Origin of the sequence: uncultured Chitinophaga sp. (assembly GCF_937898475.1) — a bacterium.
Taxonomy (GTDB): domain Bacteria; phylum Bacteroidota; class Bacteroidia; order Chitinophagales; family Chitinophagaceae; genus Chitinophaga.
The window spans coordinates 1-18,315 of record NZ_CALEJS010000024.1 but is presented as its reverse complement, the minus strand read 5'-3'; the positions used below and the strand labels follow the sequence as shown (position 1 = coordinate 18,315).

General features: G+C 50.1%; 16 protein-coding genes. 5 read left to right on the top strand and 11 right to left on the bottom strand.

Annotated features, from left to right (window positions below; genetic code table 11):
• Positions 1–7: 7 nt before the first annotated feature.
• The 3 genes from Q0577_RS15875 to Q0577_RS15865 form a co-directional block, all read right to left on the bottom strand.
• Entirely contained in the window at positions 8–3,370 is a 3,363-nt protein-coding gene (locus Q0577_RS15875; protein ID WP_298737911.1) for a TonB-dependent receptor, read from the bottom strand.
• 105 nt (positions 3,371–3,475) lie between these two features.
• Positions 3,476–4,639, bottom strand: a complete 1,164-nt coding sequence (locus Q0577_RS15870; RefSeq protein WP_298737909.1) for a FecR family protein — start codon at positions 4,637–4,639, stop codon at positions 3,476–3,478.
• A gap of 78 nt (positions 4,640–4,717) precedes the next feature.
• Positions 4,718–5,317 (bottom strand): RNA polymerase sigma-70 factor, encoded by a 600-nt coding sequence (locus tag Q0577_RS15865; RefSeq protein WP_298737908.1) that lies wholly within the window; start codon positions 5,315–5,317, stop codon positions 4,718–4,720.
• 148 nt (positions 5,318–5,465) lie between these two features.
• On the opposite strand from Q0577_RS15865, the gene Q0577_RS15860 reads away from it, so the two are divergent.
• The gene (locus Q0577_RS15860) at positions 5,466–6,998 is read left to right on the top strand and encodes a DEAD/DEAH box helicase (protein WP_298737907.1); all 1,533 of its coding nucleotides are present in this window, start codon (positions 5,466–5,468) and stop codon (positions 6,996–6,998) included.
• 20 nt (positions 6,999–7,018) lie between these two features.
• Here Q0577_RS15860 and Q0577_RS15855 read toward each other — a convergent pair whose 3' ends face one another.
• The 5 genes from Q0577_RS15855 to Q0577_RS15835 form a co-directional block, all read right to left on the bottom strand.
• On the bottom strand, positions 7,019–7,546 hold the full coding sequence (locus Q0577_RS15855) for a hypothetical protein (RefSeq protein ID WP_298737905.1): 528 nt from the start codon (positions 7,544–7,546) through the stop codon (positions 7,019–7,021).
• 11 nt (positions 7,547–7,557) lie between these two features.
• On the bottom strand, positions 7,558–8,235 hold the full coding sequence (locus Q0577_RS15850) for an isochorismatase family cysteine hydrolase (protein WP_298737903.1): 678 nt from the start codon (positions 8,233–8,235) through the stop codon (positions 7,558–7,560).
• A gap of 34 nt (positions 8,236–8,269) precedes the next feature.
• Positions 8,270–9,604 carry an epoxide hydrolase family protein gene (locus Q0577_RS15845; RefSeq protein WP_298737902.1) on the bottom strand — a complete coding sequence of 445 codons (1,335 nt, stop codon included), beginning with the start codon at positions 9,602–9,604 and terminating at the stop codon, positions 8,270–8,272.
• 157 nt (positions 9,605–9,761) lie between these two features.
• Positions 9,762–10,631 carry a sensor histidine kinase gene (locus Q0577_RS15840; RefSeq protein WP_298737901.1) on the bottom strand — a complete coding sequence of 290 codons (870 nt, stop codon included), beginning with the start codon at positions 10,629–10,631 and terminating at the stop codon, positions 9,762–9,764.
• 195 nt (positions 10,632–10,826) lie between these two features.
• Positions 10,827–11,351, bottom strand: coding sequence for a DUF4142 domain-containing protein (locus tag Q0577_RS15835; RefSeq protein ID WP_298737900.1), 525 nt, complete (start codon positions 11,349–11,351; stop codon positions 10,827–10,829).
• 431 nt (positions 11,352–11,782) lie between these two features.
• Between Q0577_RS15835 and Q0577_RS15830 the strand changes: the two genes are divergently transcribed.
• The 3 genes from Q0577_RS15830 to Q0577_RS15820 all read left to right on the top strand — a co-directional run bounded on the left by Q0577_RS15830 (position 11,783) and on the right by Q0577_RS15820 (position 14,631).
• On the top strand, positions 11,783–12,574 hold the full coding sequence (locus tag Q0577_RS15830) for a hypothetical protein (RefSeq protein WP_298737899.1): 792 nt from the start codon (positions 11,783–11,785) through the stop codon (positions 12,572–12,574).
• A 65-nt stretch (positions 12,575–12,639) separates the two neighbouring features.
• Positions 12,640–13,221 carry a sigma-70 family RNA polymerase sigma factor gene (locus tag Q0577_RS15825; RefSeq protein WP_298737897.1) on the top strand — a complete coding sequence of 194 codons (582 nt, stop codon included), beginning with the start codon at positions 12,640–12,642 and terminating at the stop codon, positions 13,219–13,221.
• 18 nt (positions 13,222–13,239) lie between these two features.
• On the top strand, positions 13,240–14,631 hold the full coding sequence (locus Q0577_RS15820; RefSeq protein WP_298737896.1) for a hypothetical protein: 1,392 nt from the start codon (positions 13,240–13,242) through the stop codon (positions 14,629–14,631).
• A 19-nt stretch (positions 14,632–14,650) separates the two neighbouring features.
• Here Q0577_RS15820 and Q0577_RS15815 read toward each other — a convergent pair whose 3' ends face one another.
• Positions 14,651–15,214, bottom strand: a complete 564-nt coding sequence (locus tag Q0577_RS15815; protein WP_298737895.1) for an alkylphosphonate utilization protein — start codon at positions 15,212–15,214, stop codon at positions 14,651–14,653.
• A 535-nt stretch (positions 15,215–15,749) separates the two neighbouring features.
• On the opposite strand from Q0577_RS15815, the gene Q0577_RS15810 reads away from it, so the two are divergent.
• Positions 15,750–16,490: a sce7726 family protein gene (locus Q0577_RS15810; RefSeq protein ID WP_298737893.1), complete on the top strand. Its 741-nt coding sequence runs from the start codon at positions 15,750–15,752 to the stop codon at positions 16,488–16,490.
• On the opposite strand, the gene Q0577_RS15805 is transcribed toward Q0577_RS15810, so the two are convergent.
• Positions 16,478–17,587, bottom strand: a complete 1,110-nt coding sequence (locus Q0577_RS15805) for a hypothetical protein (RefSeq protein WP_298737892.1) — start codon at positions 17,585–17,587, stop codon at positions 16,478–16,480. The genes Q0577_RS15810 and Q0577_RS15805 overlap by 13 nt on opposite strands.
• Positions 17,577–18,116, bottom strand: coding sequence for a hypothetical protein (locus Q0577_RS15800; RefSeq protein WP_298737890.1), 540 nt, complete (start codon positions 18,114–18,116; stop codon positions 17,577–17,579). The genes Q0577_RS15805 and Q0577_RS15800 overlap by 11 nt, the downstream gene beginning before the upstream one ends.
• Positions 18,117–18,315: the final 199 nt, after the last annotated feature.

The following is an 18,315-nucleotide window of genomic DNA, read 5'->3' as shown; positions in this document are numbered from 1 at the left end:
CATCGGTTTAGAAATTCAGGTTAATGCCTGCGTTGAAGGAGCGGGGCTGCGGCAGCACCAGGTTATCTTCTCCCAGGAAGCGCGGATCCATGTCTGAGCTTACTTCGGGATCCAGCCCGGAATAGTTGGTGATCAGCCACAGGTTATCCGCCTGCAGGTATACCCGCAAACGCTTGATCTTCGCTCTCGACAGCCAGGAGGAAGGCAGCTCATATCCCAGCGATACAGTACGCAGTCGCAGAAAAGAGCCGTCTTCCATCCAGCGGCTGGAGTTATACAGATTATAGGCATTGTTATAAATAGCGCGTGGTACGGTGTTGCTGGTACCGGGGCCCGTCCACCTGTTTTCCGCTACCTTCTTTCTGAAGTTCACGGCATTCTGTCCCAGGCGTTCAATGGTGATGCGCGATGTAGCATACACATCCTGCCCGTACATATAATTCATGAAGATGGAGAGATCAAAATTCCTGTAGCGGAACGTATTGTTCCATCCACCGTAGAAAGAAGGGTTGGAGCTGCCTACTATCTGGCGGTCATTGATATCGATGTTGCCATCGCCATTCACATCTTCATACTTCACATCACCGGCGCGTACGCCGATAGCCTGCAGCGGCTCCGGTACTTCCTTGTCATCCTGGTAGATGCCCGTCATCTTATATACCCAGATGCTGCCAATGTCCTGGCCTACCTGTAAAGCGCGGTTAGCGCCTACAGACAGCGCTTCGTTATTGCCGATCAGGGAGGTGATGCGGTTCTTCACAAAGGAGATATTGAAATCAGAGCGCCAGTTCAGTCCGCCGAAATGCAGGTCCGTACCGATGGACGTTTCCAGGCCGTAGTTCAGCATGGAACCGATGTTGCTGGTAATGCTGGTAAAACCGGAGGTGCCCTGTATAGGCATGTTGTACAGCAGGTTGGTGGTGTTCTTCCGGAAGTAATCTACTGTCAGATTCACTGCACCGCCCAGCAATCCCAGTTCCACACCTGCATCCAGCTGGTTGGCCTTTTCCCAGGTGAGGCGGTTGTTACCGAAGCCCGTGATGGCAATACCGCTCTTTCCGTCGTAGTTATAACCGCCGCCGGTGAGCGACTGGTAACCGTAATTGCTCACGCCTTCCTGGTTACCGGTAGCACCGTAGCTGGCGCGCAGTTTCAGGTCTGTAGCAGGCATATTCCAGAAGCTTTCCCTGGATACCTGCCAGCCTGCAGATACAGAGGGGAAGTAACCATAGCGGTTGTCTGGCGAGAAGCGGGACGAGCCATCCGTACGGATAGACATACCCAGCAGGTAGCGGTCTTTCCAGGCAAAGTTGGCGCGCCCAAAATATGATTCCATGGCATTGCCATAGAGGTTGGTAGATGCGTTGTTGATAACGGAAGCGGCGGCCAGCACATCAAACGAAGGCGCGGGAAAACCGTTACCGTCAATACTGTTATTGGATACCATCATGCGCTGAAAGGAGTGACCCGCTAAGAGGTCCAGCTTCAGTTCGCCGAAGGTGTGCGAGTAGTTCAGTGTATTCTCCACCAGCAGGTTGGTGAGCAGCCTGCGTTCATCTACAATGCGGCCATTGCCTGTGCCGTAGGGATGTTGCTGGTTATAGTAGATGTAGTCATGTGTATAACCAATGTCTGAACCGAAGGTGGTTTTGAAACGAAGGTCTTTTGTCAGTTTCAGTTCTGCAAAGGCATTGCCCAGCAGGCGGTAATTTTTCAGGTTGGCCACTTCTTCCTTCAGGATCTGGATGGGGTTATGATACACCAGGTCTGCCGTGCCGCCCACATAATACTCGCCATTGGGCTTGTAAGGCCGGTCAAAGGGGCGTTGCGGCAAACTTCTGCCCATAACGGTAGAACCGAGGTTGGAACCGGGTACGCGGTTGTTGTCTGAATAGCTGAAGCCAACGTTTACGCCAACACGCAGCCAGTCCAGCGGTTCGCTGTTCAGGTTAATACGGCCGGTATATTTTTGCAGGTCGTTATAGATCACGGTGCCTTGCTGGTTCAGGAATCCGCCGGAGATATAGTAGGTGGTTTTGTCGTTACCACCGGATACGGACAGGTCTATGTTCTGCGTCCAGGCTTTGCGCAGTACCAGGTCCATCCAGTCTGTATCCGGCAGCCCGGGATAAGGATGGTCTATACCTGTAATGAATTTACTGTTGCCCGGCGTATAGCCGTATTGTTTGTTGTAATTGTCAATGGCTTCATTCACCACTTCCAGGTACAGCCTGGAGTCGGCCATTTGCACCTTGTCCAGGTTAGGCACTTCAGACACACCGGTGTAGGCGTTCACGCTGAGCTGCCCGCTGCCTTTGCGGCCGCTTTTGGTGGTGATGAGGATTACGCCGTTGGTGGCGCGCGATCCGTAGATGGCTGCAGAAGCGGCGTCTTTCAGTACTTCCACGGAGGCAATGTCTGCCGGGTTCAGTTCTGAGAGCGGGTTCATTTTGTTACCGAAATTGGTCATGGCGGCATCATGCGGGATGATGGGCACACCGTCTACCACGTACAGCGGCTCGTTGCTGGCGCTCAGAGAGCCGATACCGCGCACGCTTACACGTACTGCGCTGCCGGGCATACCGGCGCCTGAGGATACATTCACACCTGCCACGCGGCCCTGCAGCAGCTGATCGGGGCCCAGTACCGGGCGTGCGTTCAGGTCGTCCGGGCGAAAGGTGCCGATAGCGCCTGTCAGTTCTGTTTTCTTCTGGGTACCATAACCAATTACCACCACCTGCTGCATGTCGCGGCTTTCGCGTTTCAGGCGGATATCAAATTCCCTGCGCTGCCCCGCTTCAACGGTTTGCGTGGAAAAGCCAATGTAGGAGAACACCAGGGTAGCGGGCAGCTTTACATTGTTCAGTACAAACTGACCGTTGCCGTTGGTGGTGGTGCCGATGGTAGCGCCCTTCACGCTTACGGTTACACCGGGCAGCGGGTCGCCATTGTCAGCATCGCGTACGGCGCCGCTGAGCTGCACCACCTGCTCCTGCAGGGTGCCCTGCGCATCTTCCCGTTTCACGAGGATAACGGTTTTGTCTACGATGCGGTAGCTCAGGGGAGAGCCTTCCAGGCAGCGGTCCATCACCTGTTCAATGGTGGCGTCTTTCAGGTGCAGGGTAATTTTGGCGGCTGTTTTGGCCAGGTTCTCATCTTTGAAGATGAAGAGATAATCGCTTTGCTTGCGTACAATACGGAATACGGTTTCCAGGCTGGCGTTGCTGACCTCCACGTCAAGCCCTTTGTCCTGGCCCTTGGTGGCGGCGGATAGCTGAAGGCCCGCTGCCAGCATCAACATCAGCAGCGTTCTGAAGGGCCTTCCGCCGGGCGGAAGAAAGCCGCATTTGTTGGGTAGTGATCGTTTCATATTTAAGCCTTTTTTTTAATCATTCAAGGTGATAGCGATGCATAGGTGCAGCCGCTCCGGGAGGCGCCTTCCGGATATGCTACATGCTGCATATGTGAGTGTGTTTTATTTTTTACGGACGCTTACCGTTCGTCCCTGTATCTCAAAGTGTACATCAGCTGTCAGTTCCAGTATCTTCAGCGACTGCGCCAGGTACTCCTGTCTGCGCATGGCGCCGGATACATGTATATTTTCATCCAGTCCCTTTTCATATACTACTTCCACATCGTACCAGCGGCTGATGTCGCGCATCACTGCTTTCAGCTCATCATTCTTGAAGGCAAAGAGGCCGTTCTTCCAGCCAATGGCGTCTTCCGCTTCGCCGGAGGCGCGTTGCAGGCGGCCGCTGGATTGCTCCATGGTGCTTTGTTCACCGGGGGCCAGTGTGATGCGCTGGCTGCCGGATATCACGCGTACGGCGCCCTGCACCAGGGTGGTGGTGAACAGTTTTTCTTCACTATAGGCATTGATATTGAAATGTGTGCCCAGCACCTGAACGGTCATGTCGCCCACCTTTACAAAGAAGGGGCGTGTGGCGTCACTGGAAACTTCAAAATAGGCTTCGCCGCTCAGGCTCACCGTTCGGTCGTTTCCATCGAAGCTGGCCGGGTATTGCAGCGAGCTGGCGGCGTTGAGCCACACTTTGGTGCCATCTGCCAGTGTTACCCGGTATTGCCCGCCATTGGGCGTAATAAGGGTATTATGGCCGCTGCCGCCCTGGCTGTAGATCAGTTCTGCATCCTGCTTTTTTACCTGCTCTCCGCTGGCGGCCGCCAGGGGCCCGTCTGCCGCCTGATCCAGCACCACGGCCTGGCCATTGCCCAATACCAGGCGGGCTTTGTTGCTGCCGGGCGCAATGTCTGCCGGTGCTGCGGCAGCCAGTGGCGTGCCTGTTTGCGGCCGTTGTCCCGGCTGCAGCAGGAAGAAGGCGGCGGCGATGATGCCGCCCACTGCCACGGCAGCCGCGATATAACGCCAGCGGCGGAACAGCGGTACCACCCGCGCAGGCGGTGCGGCGGGCTGTATGCGCGCATGAATACCTGCCAGGAGGGAATCAGCAAGGCCTTGCGGCGGCGCTTCAAAGCCCTGTTGCCTGAAACGTTCCAGCATGTAGGCCCTGAGCTCCGTGCCGGGCGTGTGTTCCAGGTAATGCAGCAGCCAGCGGCATTCCTCGTCCGTCCACTGGGTTTTGGCCAGCAGTTCGCGTAAATATGCTTCAGATGGATTCAAAAGATCAGCTTTGGGCTTAATACACCATCGCTGTAAAAAAGGGGGGCTGTGTCGGAAAATTTTTTTTTTGAGCGGGAGCTATTGCTCAAATATCCTGGCAAACAGGGGAAAAGCGATGATCAGCGCCTGCCATTCGGGCTGCAGGCGAACATATTCGCGTATAAAACGGCTGGCTTTCGCAATGTGTTCCTTAACAGTGTAGTGAGATATCTGCAATTCGCTGGCCGCTTCCGCGTAAGTTTTCCCCTGCATCTTACACAGCAGGAACACTTTTCTGCGCTGTGGCGGTAATTGCTCAATGGCTCTTTCCAGCATGTCCAGCTGAATGGCGGTGAGCTGCCATTCATCCTGTTCGGGCTCCGCAACATCATCGGTAATAGCAGTCACTTTCAGCCGGCGGCGCAGCTGGTCGCGCAGGTAATTGAGCGAGCGGTTATAGCTGACCACGAACAGCCAGTTGCCAGGCGTTTGCCCCGCCTGCAGCTGCTTGCGCTTTTCCCAGAGAGAGATGAACACTTCCTGCACAATATCCTGTGCAGCCGCATCCTCCCTCACCAGGTGCAGGATATTGGCGTATACGCCGGGAAAATACAGCTGGTAAAGGGCATCGAATGCCGCCATACAATCCTCTTTCAGGGATGCTACTAATGCGATTTCTCTGGACTCCTGCGAAGACATGCCTTTAGCTTGGTTGTTTATAATGCGCCGGCAAATATTCTAATTATTGGTCGATAGTTCACGTGGACTCCGGCAAGTTAATATAAAAATAATACAACTGGCCCCAAGTTTGATAAAGTTTTTCAAAGAAGCAACAGCATCATATTTTATGGGAAAAGACATTGACGCGGGAAGATCCGCCGGCCTGTATCCTTACCAGGAGCGCGATCTGAAGATCCTGTTTGAGAAAATTAACCATTCACCCAAAGGAAACCGGATACTCTATCAATTACCTACAGGCGGGGGCAAAACGAGAATATTCTCAGAAATGGCCAGATGGTTTATCACTACCTACCGGCAGCAGGTCATGGTATTAACACACCGTACCGAGTTATGCAGGCAGACGGCCGCCACCCTGAAACAGTCGGGCATCAGGAATAAAGTGATCAACAGTACGGTGAAGCGCATCTCCGCGCGGGAAGACTATCCCTGCTATGTGGGAATGGTGGAAACCCTGCGCAACCGCCTGCGGCAGGGACTTATAGATGTGTCTGATATCGGGCTCCTGATCATTGACGAAGCCCATCATAACTCCTTTCAGAAGCTGCTGAAAAGATTTCCCGGCGCTTTGGTAGTGGGCGTTACCGCCACACCGCTGAGCTCCAGTATAGAACAGCCCATGAACAAAACCTACCATGAGCTGGTAGTGGGAGAGAGCATCGCCAGCCTGGTGAAGCAGGGCTATCTTGCCAAACCCGTTTGCATACGCTATGATGTGGAGCTGCATTCACTGCGCACCGGCAGCCATGGCGATTTTACCATCAGCACTTCAGACGAGCTCTATTCATCGCCCGCCATGCTGGAACTCTTACTCCACACTTACGAAACACATGCAAAACATAAGAAGACGCTCATCTTCAATAACGGTATCTTCACCTCCCGGAATGTCTGTAAAATGTTCCGCGACGCGGGCTATCCCGTAAAGCACCTGGATCATCATCATAGTCCAACAGAACGTGCAGACATCCTGAAATGGTTCAAGAAGACCAAAGGCGCTATCCTTACATCTGTTTCTATCCTGACCACCGGCTTTGATGAACCGGCCATACAAACGGTGATCCTCAACCGGGCCACTACCTCGCTCACGCTCTATCACCAGATGATCGGAAGAGGCTCCAGGAGCCTGCCAAAGAAAAAGACTTTCGCCATCATTGACCTCGGCAATAATACCGAGCGCTTCGGCGAATGGCAGGAGCCGCTGGACTGGCAACTGATCTTTGAAAGGCCCGAACTGTATTACGAAACCATCCGCAGTCACAGCGCACAGGAAGCGCGCGTGATCTCACCAGACCTGCGCGCTAAATTTCCCAACACCCTGCAGTTCTCTTTTGATATCCAGGAAGCCTACCACCGCACCCTGGCAGATGGCCGGAAGCCGATCACGGTGATCCGCGACGCCATCCGGCAACATGCTGCCATGTGTATGGAAAACAGTGCATCCATTGCAGAAGCCCTGGAGCTGAGCGATGCGCTGGACAATGAGATCAGCTGGCGTGTAAAGCAGTATGGTAAATGCCTGGGTAAAGTAACCCGTAATTATACCGACTGGCTGAAGGAGGATTACAAATCGAGACTGAAACTGCTCATCCAGAAACTGATGCAGAAAAGCGTAACGGGTAAGAGCCGCAGCAAGGCGGCGTAGTATGCTGTTATTATTACACGCTACGCACGCAGTGCGGCACGCTCCAGGCTCGCGGCAAACAAAGGGGTTTCCCCGCGGTTATGCGCAACAGAAACCGGCTGCCGCTGCGATCTGAACAGTTCAAAGGGAATACCCTGCCGTTCCAGCCCCCGGATCATATCTTCCGTAGCATGAGAGATCACGCGGTTGGTAAATTCACATTGCGTGGCGCTGATCGCTTTTACAGAAAGCTCCCAGTGTACATGGATCACCACACGGCCTGCTGGTGTAAATACATCAGAAAAGGAAGTGAGTATCAGGTGATGGGGCTCCGACACTTCCTCCTGGTAATGCTGTACCATGGGCGAGCCGCCGAGCACTTCCACATTGATCGACATCCGCCGTCCATCAGCGCCGGTGGTAGTGGCGGCAGACACATGCGCCGGGGAGCATGACTGGTACTCTGCCTCTGATAAATTAAATGCCCATTCGGGTATATTGATCTTTTCGATTGGTGCATTGATAATGGCTGTAAAACTTGAATCCACTATCTGATCTGCTATTTTCATATCATGATGTTTTATGAGTGATGATTGACGGTTGCCTCCTGGCCCTGCAACACTTCCAGCAGTTCATCCGTTGTAAGGATGGCGTGCGCAAAGGAGGGCCCGTTGAGATCATGGGCAGCATGCATCTTTTCCCAGGTATTGGCCGCAGTAGCATCTCTGACCAGCGTAACGTGATAGCCCAGCTCCATGCCGAAACGGCCGGTGGACTCTACACAGGTGTTGGCCAGCATGCCAATAAGTATGATCCTGTCTATGTCGTGCTGCTTCAGCTGCTGATCAAGATCTGTGTTGGCAAAACCACTTTGTGACCAATGTTCTTTGATGATCACGTCGCCCGCCTGCGGCTGGAAATCATCATGGAAAGTGCCGCCCCAGCTGTCTTTGGCAAATACCTGCCGCTCGCTGGTAGACAGCTGCGTGGCATTGGGATATTTCCAGTTGGCCAGGTCGCCGGGCGTTGAACGGTGATGCGGTACATAGCATACCTGCAGCTGCAAAGCCCTTGCAGCTTTCATTATCTTCGCCATGTTCTCCAGGAGATGCACCCCTTCGATCACTTCCTTCGAGTTGGGGTAGGCCTTGCCTTCGGGATGCAGAAAATCGTTATAGGGGTCTATGATGAGTATAGCGGTACGTTTGAGCTGGTAAGGCCCGTAAATTTCAAAACCCCTTGCAGATTGATTGTCCATTGTGTAGAGATTTTAAGTTTGATCGGATCTTTCATCAATGTTTGATGGTAGCGGTACTCAGTTTACCGGAAGCTGTTTTGAACGGTTTGAACGCCGCCCGCATTTCTTTAGTGAATTGCTCCGGTTGTTCCCATGCGGCAAAGTGACCGCCTTTATGCAGCTTGTTAAAGTATACGAGTTGGGGATAAGCCTTTCGTGTCCAGCTTTCCGGTGCGGCGTAGATCTCATCGGGAAAAACGCTCACCGCCACGGGTAGCTGCACATTACGCGGATCAAAGAAACCGCCTTTGGCATGCTGAAATGCTTCCCAGTACAGGCGTGCGGAAGATACCGCCGTATTGGTGAACCAGTACAGGGTGATATTGTCCAGGATATCATCACGCGTTAAACCTTCCTGTTGTCCGTCAAACACCCTTGTGATCAGCTCATAGCTGCGGGCGTCATGATCCAGCATCCAGGCGGCCAGTCCAACGGGGGAGTCTTCTATACCATACAATGTCTGCGGCCGCAGGCCCATCTCGTTGGCATATCCCAGGCCCTTTTTGTAGAAGAAGTCTAACTGCTGGTAGGCGTTCTTTTCATCTGCTGACAGGCCTTCGGGCGCTGCGCCACCGGCGGATAAGGCTTTGGAAATTGCAGCGGGAACTGTAGCCGGCATATTGGTATGAATGCCCAGTAACTCCGGTGGCGCTATCAGTGCCATGGATTCTGATACGGCATTGCCCCAGTCGCCACCCTGCGCGACGTATTTTTTGTAACCCAGGCGTCTCATCAGCTCAATCCAGGCATTGGCCACCTTTACAGGATCCCATCCCGTGTTTACAGGCTGTCCGGAAAAACCATGGCCCGGCAGTGAAGGGATCACCACATCAAAAGCATCGTCTGCTGTGCCGCCGTAAGCGGTGGGGTCGGTGAGGGGGCCTATCACTTTCATCTGCTCTATAATGGAGCCGGGCCAGCCATGCGTAATGATCATGGGCAGGGCATTTTTATGTTTTGAGCGGACATGTATAAAGTGGATATCCACGCCGTCTATATTGGTCACAAACTGGGGCAGTGCGTTCAGCCTGGCTTCCACCTTTCGCCAGTTGTAATCCGTAGCCCAGTATTGCGCCAGCTGTTTCATGGTGTTGAGCTGTACGCCCTGCGTTGCATCGTTGACGGTTTCTTTCTGCGGCCATTTGGTGGCTGTTATACGCTGTTTGAGGTCAAGCAATTTTTCTTCCGGTATGTTCACATGGAAAGGCCGGATGCTTTCATCGCTTCCGGGTGTGGTGGATGCAGTGTTTTGTGCGTTGCCGGGTGTACCCTGTAAAGCAAGCGCTACTGCCACCATGGCTGCTGCGAAAATTCTTTTATGCGTTTTCATTGCGGTTTGTTTTAAATTTTCGCGCAAGTTAAATGCAAATGCCACCGCAAGGCAACCGGGAAAGAGCGATACGGACAAATCGGGAGGTGAAGCCGCCAGCCTGCCCCTTAAAGCTGCTCAATGCTGAAAGGCCCGTTTGTTATCATCTGGATTTTTGTCAACCTTCCACTAATTGTTCCCTGCAAATATTGCTGCCGGTAAGGCCGGATTTTTTCATGCCATGGTCATAAGCAAAGGAGATCCTGACGGTGGTGCCTTTATCATTTTCCATAGAGAAATGGCCATCCAGGTCTGCGCTCAGCCCTTCCATCAGGCACATGCCCAGTGAAGCGGGCTTCTTATGTTTAAAGCCGCTGGCGATGCCGATGCCGTTATCAGCAATAGTGAGGGTATAGGCAGCTGCAGTGGTATGTTTCAGTTTGATGGCAATAATACCCTGGCGGTTATCAGGAAATGCATACTTGATGGCATTGGTAATGGCTTCATTCAGTATCAGGCCCAGGGGCACGGCCTGGCTTACATCCATCTCCAGCGGTTCCAGTGTAAATTCAAAACGGATGCGCTGCCCGGTATTGAAGCTGTCTGCCAGGTAAGACGATAATTCACGGATGTAATAAGAGAGCTCAATGGAAGTGGCGTTGTCAGACCCGTATAATTTCTGGTGAACCAGCGACATGGCCTGTACGCGGCGCTGGCTGTCGCGGATAGCGGTAAGCGCCAGCTCATTGCTGATGTATTGCGACTGTGAGCTGAGCAGGCTCATGACCAGCTGCAGGTTATTCTTAACACGGTGGTGGATCTCTTTCAGCAGCCAGTCTTTTTCATGCAGCAGATGCCGTAAAGAACGGTTCTGCTGTTCTATTTCCTTTTGCTGCATTTGCAGCTGTTGATTGATCCGGTGCCTGCTCCTCAGCCGATCGAGCAGGATGGCAACGGTCATCAGCAACAGGGCGCCCGATATCCAGGCAGCTGCATAAGATACGGTGATAAGGCATGGCGGAGTAGTTAAAAGTAGTGATCCTGGCATACTTTAGTTTTTATGCATGACTCATAGCGGATGTGGCCATAAAGTGTTGTAGGTCCGGACAGAAGAGCGGCTATTTGCACACTGCAGGTAGGATAGTATCAGCCGCAATTAAAGTTACACTTTTTTTTGCGAAAAGCAGCGTCCCTTGCACATTCCATGCCGTGCGTGTGCAAGGGACAATTAAATACGGAATGGCTAGTTTTCCTGTTTCGATACACCTGCCAGTGATCGTGCATGATCCAGGTGCATCCTGAGCTTGGGTAAGGTCTTGGTAGCATATGCCTTCAATGCGGGATGTTCGCCTTGTGACACTTCTGTTTCAAACAGGGAGATGGCGGTTTCATGGTCTTTTACCTGGGATTGCAGGTAGGCCTCATCAAATTCCTTTCCCTTCAGGTTTTGCAGTTGCTGGGCAAGCAGTTTATGTTCGGCGTCCGGTTCTTTGGGCAGGGAGTCCCTGATGTCCCGCTTTACAATGGAGTCCAGTTCATTGAGCGCCATGGTATGATCGTTCACCATCATGGTGCCAAAGCGTTTAACAATGTCGGTGCTGCCCTGGATGGCGGCCAGCTGCCCGGCCTGTATCTCGGCAATGTTGCTCTGGGCGGCTTTCATCATAAAGTCGCGGTCTGTTTTTGACTGTGCGTTACTGTTTACAGGTAACAGCCATGAGAGGGCCAATCCGGCAACGCTCATAGCGATGGTTGAGGCTGGTTTCATGAGCTTGATTTTTAATATTTCCGATCAAAGGTTGTTCCATACTTTCACAAACGGAGGTGCAGCCCCGGTTGCATCACATTCAACTGTTGGTGCGTAATGAAGCCCCTGACGCAGCTTGCAGTAATTTGTTTATCTTTGCTTATAAATATTTGTTACCCAGTTAATTACTTACTTTTTTACCGATATTTTCCCCCTAAAAATCCCATTCCGCTTTGTTACGGTGTTTCCGCTCTAGGCCTTGCTGCCAGTGTATTACAGCAGGATATAAGCAGGATATAAGCAGCATGTAAGCAGGATGTAACCAGGATGTAAGCATACTATATATAGTGATAATATCCTGGCGATATCTTTTATAGTTCCTGAAAAAAAACTGCTATCAAGACTGAACCTTTATATGGTTCAGCTTGTTAATCCACTAAAAATTTTATCTTATGGCAACCTTAGAAGAAGGATTTGAATTTACCGGCAGCCTGGGGAGATATTCGGCTTACCGGATGAAAGGTTCGGACAAGATCGTGATCCGTAAAAAAGGAGGCCCCAGCAAGAAAAAGATCAAGACATCGCCCAGATTTGAGCGCCTCCGGGAAAACATGGAGGAATTTAAAGGGGTGGGAAAGGCGTCTCGTGCCGTTATATGGTCGGTAGCGCCCGTAAAACATCTTGCCAGTCCGCGTTTAAGCGGCGACCTCTCCTCCGTATTCAAAAAGATCCAGGATCTGGACCCTCAAAGTGGCAGGGGAGAACGAAACATTTACCTGTCGCAGCATCGATTTATGCTGGCAGGTTTCCAGCTGAATAAAAAGCATCCTTTCCAGGCTGTTGTAACCGGCCCCCTGGGATGCACCTTTCATCGGGAAACAAAAAGCGCTGTTGTACAGCTGCCCGGACTTGTAAAAGGCATTAACCTGCTGCTTCCCTGGAAACATCCCGTATACCGCTTTTCAATATCCCTGGCAGTGATATCAGACCTTATACTTGAGAAAGGTAACTATAATGACTACGGGCACGAGTGGGACAGAACAGACCTGTATACGGAATGGCAGGTGGCCAATGAGCCTTTTCAACCCCAGACCTATGAGCTGAAGCTGAAGGACCCTGGCGCCATCAAAGATACGCAAAGCCTGGTGCTTTCCATTGGCATCGAAATGGGCACGATTAGCGCTTACGGGGATATTGGCTTTGTAAAAGGCGCAGGCGCCGCCTGCATTTTAGCGGTAGGCTGAAAAAATAAAAAAAAGTTGTTAGTTTACCCAACCTTTTGCTGCTGTAGCCGCATCTGTAATATTTATTGCGAACCGACTCATTGCACATACCCGGGCATGCTGATGATCCCAGTCATGATAGCGAGCTTCCGGCCCTGATCGAGGGCTGCCGGAGGAATGAACGCGCCTTCCAGGAAAAGCTGTACAGGCGCTACGCCGGCGTCATGATGGACATTGTACGGCGGTATACCAGCGACCGGGAAACGGCCTTCCATATTCTGAACAATGGGTTCCTGAAGGCTTTCCGGCACATAGATCAATATGCATTCCAGGGCAGTTTTGAGGGCTGGCTGCGCAAAATTATGACAAACGCCGTGGCGGAACATTTTCGCAGCAACAAGGCCAAATCGCCCGTGGTTATCACGGCAGAACTACCCGAACATATTGCCAGGTACGAAGGGCATCAGCCCCTGGAATATAAAGACCTGCTGGCGCTGCTCCAGCGACTGCCGCCGGCCACCCGGATGGTAATCAATCTTTTCCTGATAGAAGGATATTCACATAAAGAGATCGCGGCCATGACAGGCATCAGTGTGGGCACATCCAAATGGCATGTGGCCGAAGGTAAAAAGCTGTTGCAGCAGCTGCTGCCCAACGGAACTTTTTAAACATGCAATCATAAGCAGATGAATGAAAAGCGCGGAAATATCGACAACTGGCTGAAAACAGCCGCTCAGCAGCCCGGCCCCGGTTTAGACCGGAAGGACGAGGACGAAGGCTGGGCCGGGTTGTCTGCTATGCTGGACGATGACCGGAAACGCCCCGGTATCATTGCCGGCGCTACCGGTACGGTATCCGGTTGGCGCCGCAAACGCTGGCTGCTGTTAACGCTGGCAGCCGGGGTGCTGACGCTTTCCCTGCTGACCTTCTCCCTGTTCTTTTCCAATGATACAAAAGTTATCACAGATCATACCCGGCCTTCATCCGGCCATACCCTTCACAACACGACGACTGGTGAAACAAATCATAACAACCGCGATAACAGTGCCGATGTAACCCCTGAACGGGCGCCCGCATCAACCCCGGCGATCATCCGCCGGGAGAAAACGGCAGAACAGCCTGCAGGCGGAGCCGATGACGGTGTGCCTGTGCGGCGGCCACCTGCAGCCACTACAAAGGAAAGCAGGGCGGACAACCAGTTATCCCTGCAAGGCGCTGTTCACCCGTTGGAACCACAGAAAGCAGCAGCCGATATGATCTCCGTGCAACATGAAGCAGCTGCAATGGAAGAAATAAAGACAAACGGCCTTTCCCTGCAAACATTGCCGCTGCCCCGGCATCATCCGCTCAGCCTCAACGGCACGGGCCAGCAGCTCCCGGTAACGCCGGCTGCCCAAGCTGCTGCAAAATATCCCCGATGGGCCATCCAGGCAGGTTTCCTGGCAACCACCGATGAAGGCCGCGGTGGGCGGGTATCCTTCCTATACCGTTTACCCATCCGGCAGCATTTTTACCTGCAGCCCTATATCGGCGCCGCCTATACGGGAGGCTACGATAAACAGCTGGGCCATGTTGGCGAGGAAACTGTGACGATCGGCAGCGGTCAGACAAGAACGGATTCTGTCTGGACCACCTACCAGGTAAAACATATGTGGAGCGCTGATGCGGGTATCCGGGTGGGCTATACGTTGCAGCGGTTTTCAGTGGGTGCAGGTGTGCGGTATCATCATATCCTGCATTCGGCGGGAGATACTATAATGACCAGGAAGGCGCTCAGTACGCCATCTGTTATTTCCAACAGCCAGGCCTTTTCAAAAGCAGCAGCACCCGGGAAACATAGCTTTTACGGTGAGCTGGAAGCAAACTACCAGTGGCGCTTCGGAATCATCACCGGCATCAGTTACCAGTTGCTGCTGCATGAAAACGCTTCGTCTGAGTGGCAGTTCCTGCAGCCTGGTTCCAACAGTTCCAGTTCTGTAAGCACCCCCGGGGGGTGGACAATGCCTGTGCTGAAAAACAGCCTGCAGGATAAAAGCAGGCTGGAGATCTACCTGCGTTTACCCTTAAAGCGTAAATAGAGGACCCTTTGGCGATGCCTCAGGATTTGCGGACATATTTTGTGAGGATAACGATCGTCTGTTCGTTTATCTTTCCTTCGATCTGTTCTGTGTTATCAGCCACCAGCCTGATCTTCCGGACAATGGTGCCTTTGGGGGCCATGAAATTAGCGCCTTTTACGTTCAGGCCCTGTGTGAGCACTACGGTATCGCCGTTCAGCAGTTCATTGCCATTGCTGTCGCGGTGCACTGCTTTTACCTCGAAAACGCTCAGCGCCCAGTTGGTGACCGCTTCATCCAGTTCTACCGTTTCAATGATCTCATTGGCCCATTCCTGGTCTTTGTATTTGTACAGTATCCGGTAGCTCAACGCCTGCACGGCCGGCTCGGTATTCCAGATGCTTCCCGCCAGGCAATGCCAGTGTAACACATCGGCCGGGTTGTCCATAGCAGAGAGGCAGGTATTGCAGATGGCCACTTCGTTCTCTATTACGTCGCTGTTTTTCGGGCTCACCGCGTAGGCAGTGGTGGCCGCTTCATTGGTACACAGTTCGCAGGTTCCGTTGCAGCGTTCTCTTAATGCAGGAGTAATTGTGGTGTTCATGTATGTTGCTTGTATGAAAGCCGCAAAGGTAGGCATAGTTAGGCGCTGTAACAATGAAATATTTCAATGCAATATTTTTTCAATACCTGCATATCAGTTAATTATGCTACATTATCAACGAATTAGCAACATGAAGTGGTGATACCTGGTCGACAAGGCAAGGGTAGCGATTGAATGGAACTACACGATTGAGGGAAAGAAATGAAGCAATAACTGACTGCAGTAGGGTAGGCAGTATTTGTTATTTTTTATCGAACAACAGATACTTTGAGGAAGGATTGCAGGCAAATTGCGAAATGACGGTGGGGGATATTGCAAAAACATGACAGCACGATCAGTCCGCAGCGACCCACATGCGACCAAAAACAATAAGCAGCGTCAGACCCTTAATAAAAAAATGAGAGTACAGCGAACACCTTAGGTGGGTTGGGAGGAGACTTGGGGAGGTGGATGCCCTTCGTTAAAAAGGTTGCAAAGGTAACAAAAGAATATCTTTATCTTTCGTATCTTTGAGCATAAGAAATAAATGGAGTTTATGGATTATTCAGCACTTGCAAGGTCATACAATACTTTAAGCTATACCAACCAGCTTAGGGGCTTGCTTGCTGCTTTTTTCCAGACCGATAAGTACAAGGAATTAACCAAATACGAACTTGCGAAGACTGTTAATGATGTTGTGTTTAAGCATTATGACGGTGAACAAATATTGAAGTATAAGCTCGCCAAAGAATTTCGAAATAAGAAATATGTCGCAGCTTTTGAAGTCAAGGCCAAAAGTAGCAGGACAGATTTTTTAGTTATCAATGGCGATACCAAATCATTTGAGGTTAAGTCCAAAATTGACACGCTCAACAGGTTGAATAAGCAAGTCAGCGATTATGGAGATGTATTTGAGTTCAATACAGTAGTCATTGATAAGGTACATCTTTCCAATGTGATTGAAATTATCCCTGAGTACTATGGTATTTGGTACTTTGAGGGAAGTAAGAAAATAATTTACCGGACGGCTGAATACAGCCCTAAGATTAATGCAACAGAACAACTTGGCATATTTAATAAAAAGGAGTTAAGGTTGTCATTTGGGAGCGTTGATAAGGATGAAATATTAGCGTCAAACGATTCTGCAAAAATTAATCAGAAGTTAAAGGAAATGTTGAAGAATCGGTATTTCGATAGATGGAGTTTTGTCCAAAGTAATTGGGACAAAATTCTCCCCATTGATTTACAGTTCTTTTTCAATACCAATGTTAAACCGGAAATAATCTACGGAGTCTGAACGTTGGTTTGATGCAATTCATTGGATTGTATTTTGATGCTCATGCAATATAAATAATGCTCCATAGCAATTCGTTTAAATTTTGCCTGGCTTTTTCCACTCTCACGACCAGCTTGAATATTAAGTAACGTTGAATACCCGGGATTTTTTAAACCTACAAATGGAGGGTTGTGTTGAAGCATTTCCTGAGTTGCTGGAGAATTTATGACGTCTGGAACGATGCGATTTTCAAACTCACTCAACGAACCTTTGATTGCGGCTTTATAACCAAAGTATTGGTTATAAATAGCGTCATAATAAATAAAACCGGGACTGATTGTGCCACCAGCGGTTAGATCATCCTTCTTAATGCCAACATAATCCCCTGTTGCATTCACACCGAAATTCTCCATGTGGGAAAGGTCAATGTGATTGTTGTCAGCTTCAATTACTATTTGGCCATGCTCAAGGTTTACATTCTGTATCTCTGTATTTATAGCACTTCTCAATAGGATTTTGCAACAACGATTAAAACCTTTCAGTAAAGTAATGATTTGCTTTAATGGAGGGCTTGGGTATGGCGGAATCTGGTCAAGATCAATAATCAAATAGTCTGTTGGACGAATTAGGCTTCGTACAATTGGAAAATCCTCAGCAAAGGATAATGGGAAAAGTCTGAATGCCAGTCTTTCAAAATTTTCCTGTAATAAGCCAAACTGCTTTTCAATGGTGCCTTGCTCTCCTGTTTTAATCAGATAAGATGAAATTACCGGAATTGCTTTCGGACTTGATGGAGATAGCCTGTTTAAATATTCGCAACGCTTTTCAAGGTTGTTTATGACGCTAAAGGAAAATGCAACAACCTCATCTTTCACCGATCCGGATTGTTTGAGGTAAACAGGAAGATCGACAAACACTCGCTGGGCTGTTATTTCATTAATCAAATCATTGTGTATGTCTTCAAAGCTACGCTGTGAATCAGCTTTTCTTGCCCTGTCGTGCTCTTTGACAATTTCAAGGAGTGGGTACATATGACTTCCAAAATTAAAAGATCTTAAAACCAGAACTTCTTGTTGCCTAACTCTGAAAGCTGGCATATATATTAAATTAGTGTCCATACGATACTTTTAATTGTTTTACTGTTTCGAGAAATTCATCAGTTGCTTCAAAGTTTTCATCATAGAAAGCCAATGATGAGGTGTAGATTTCAATAAATGAGTTAAACTCATCAGCTAACCAGCGATATTTTAGGAATATGTTCTCAGAAAATCGGCTGTTGGTCAGATTTTCAGTGATGTTCTGATTGTACTTCTCAAAGAAGTGCTCTTTGTCCTCTACTTTGAAAATATGGGAGAAGACATTCAGGTAATGTATTTCGCAACTGCTTTTTATCAGGGAAGAGGTAAACATAGAAGTAAACACCTGCACTCCCTCACTCGGATAAACTTCGAACTGTTTGATGAAATTTTTGGAAAGGACAATACGTGGAAACACGGCTTGCGTGGTTTCCATTTTATAAGCAGTTGCCAATGGAACACCTAACGCAATTGCGGATTTGTCAATAAACAAGCCATAATCAATACCACCTCTGAGAAAGTATCCCCGCTGTACAAACTCGAAGTACAACTCAGAAATCACCAGTAGCAATTCGACCAGTGTTTTTTCATCATTGGTGTTGAGATTCTTAGCGGTAATACAAATGTTGTCGCTGAAAAGATAGTAGCTGAATTTGTCTTGATCTAATTTGGAAATAGCACTGCTAAAAGTTTCAATGAAGTCGCTTGCCTTTTGTGAGAGACTGTAAAATAAACTGTGTCAAAGGTTAAAAAATTAAGACCTTTAACAC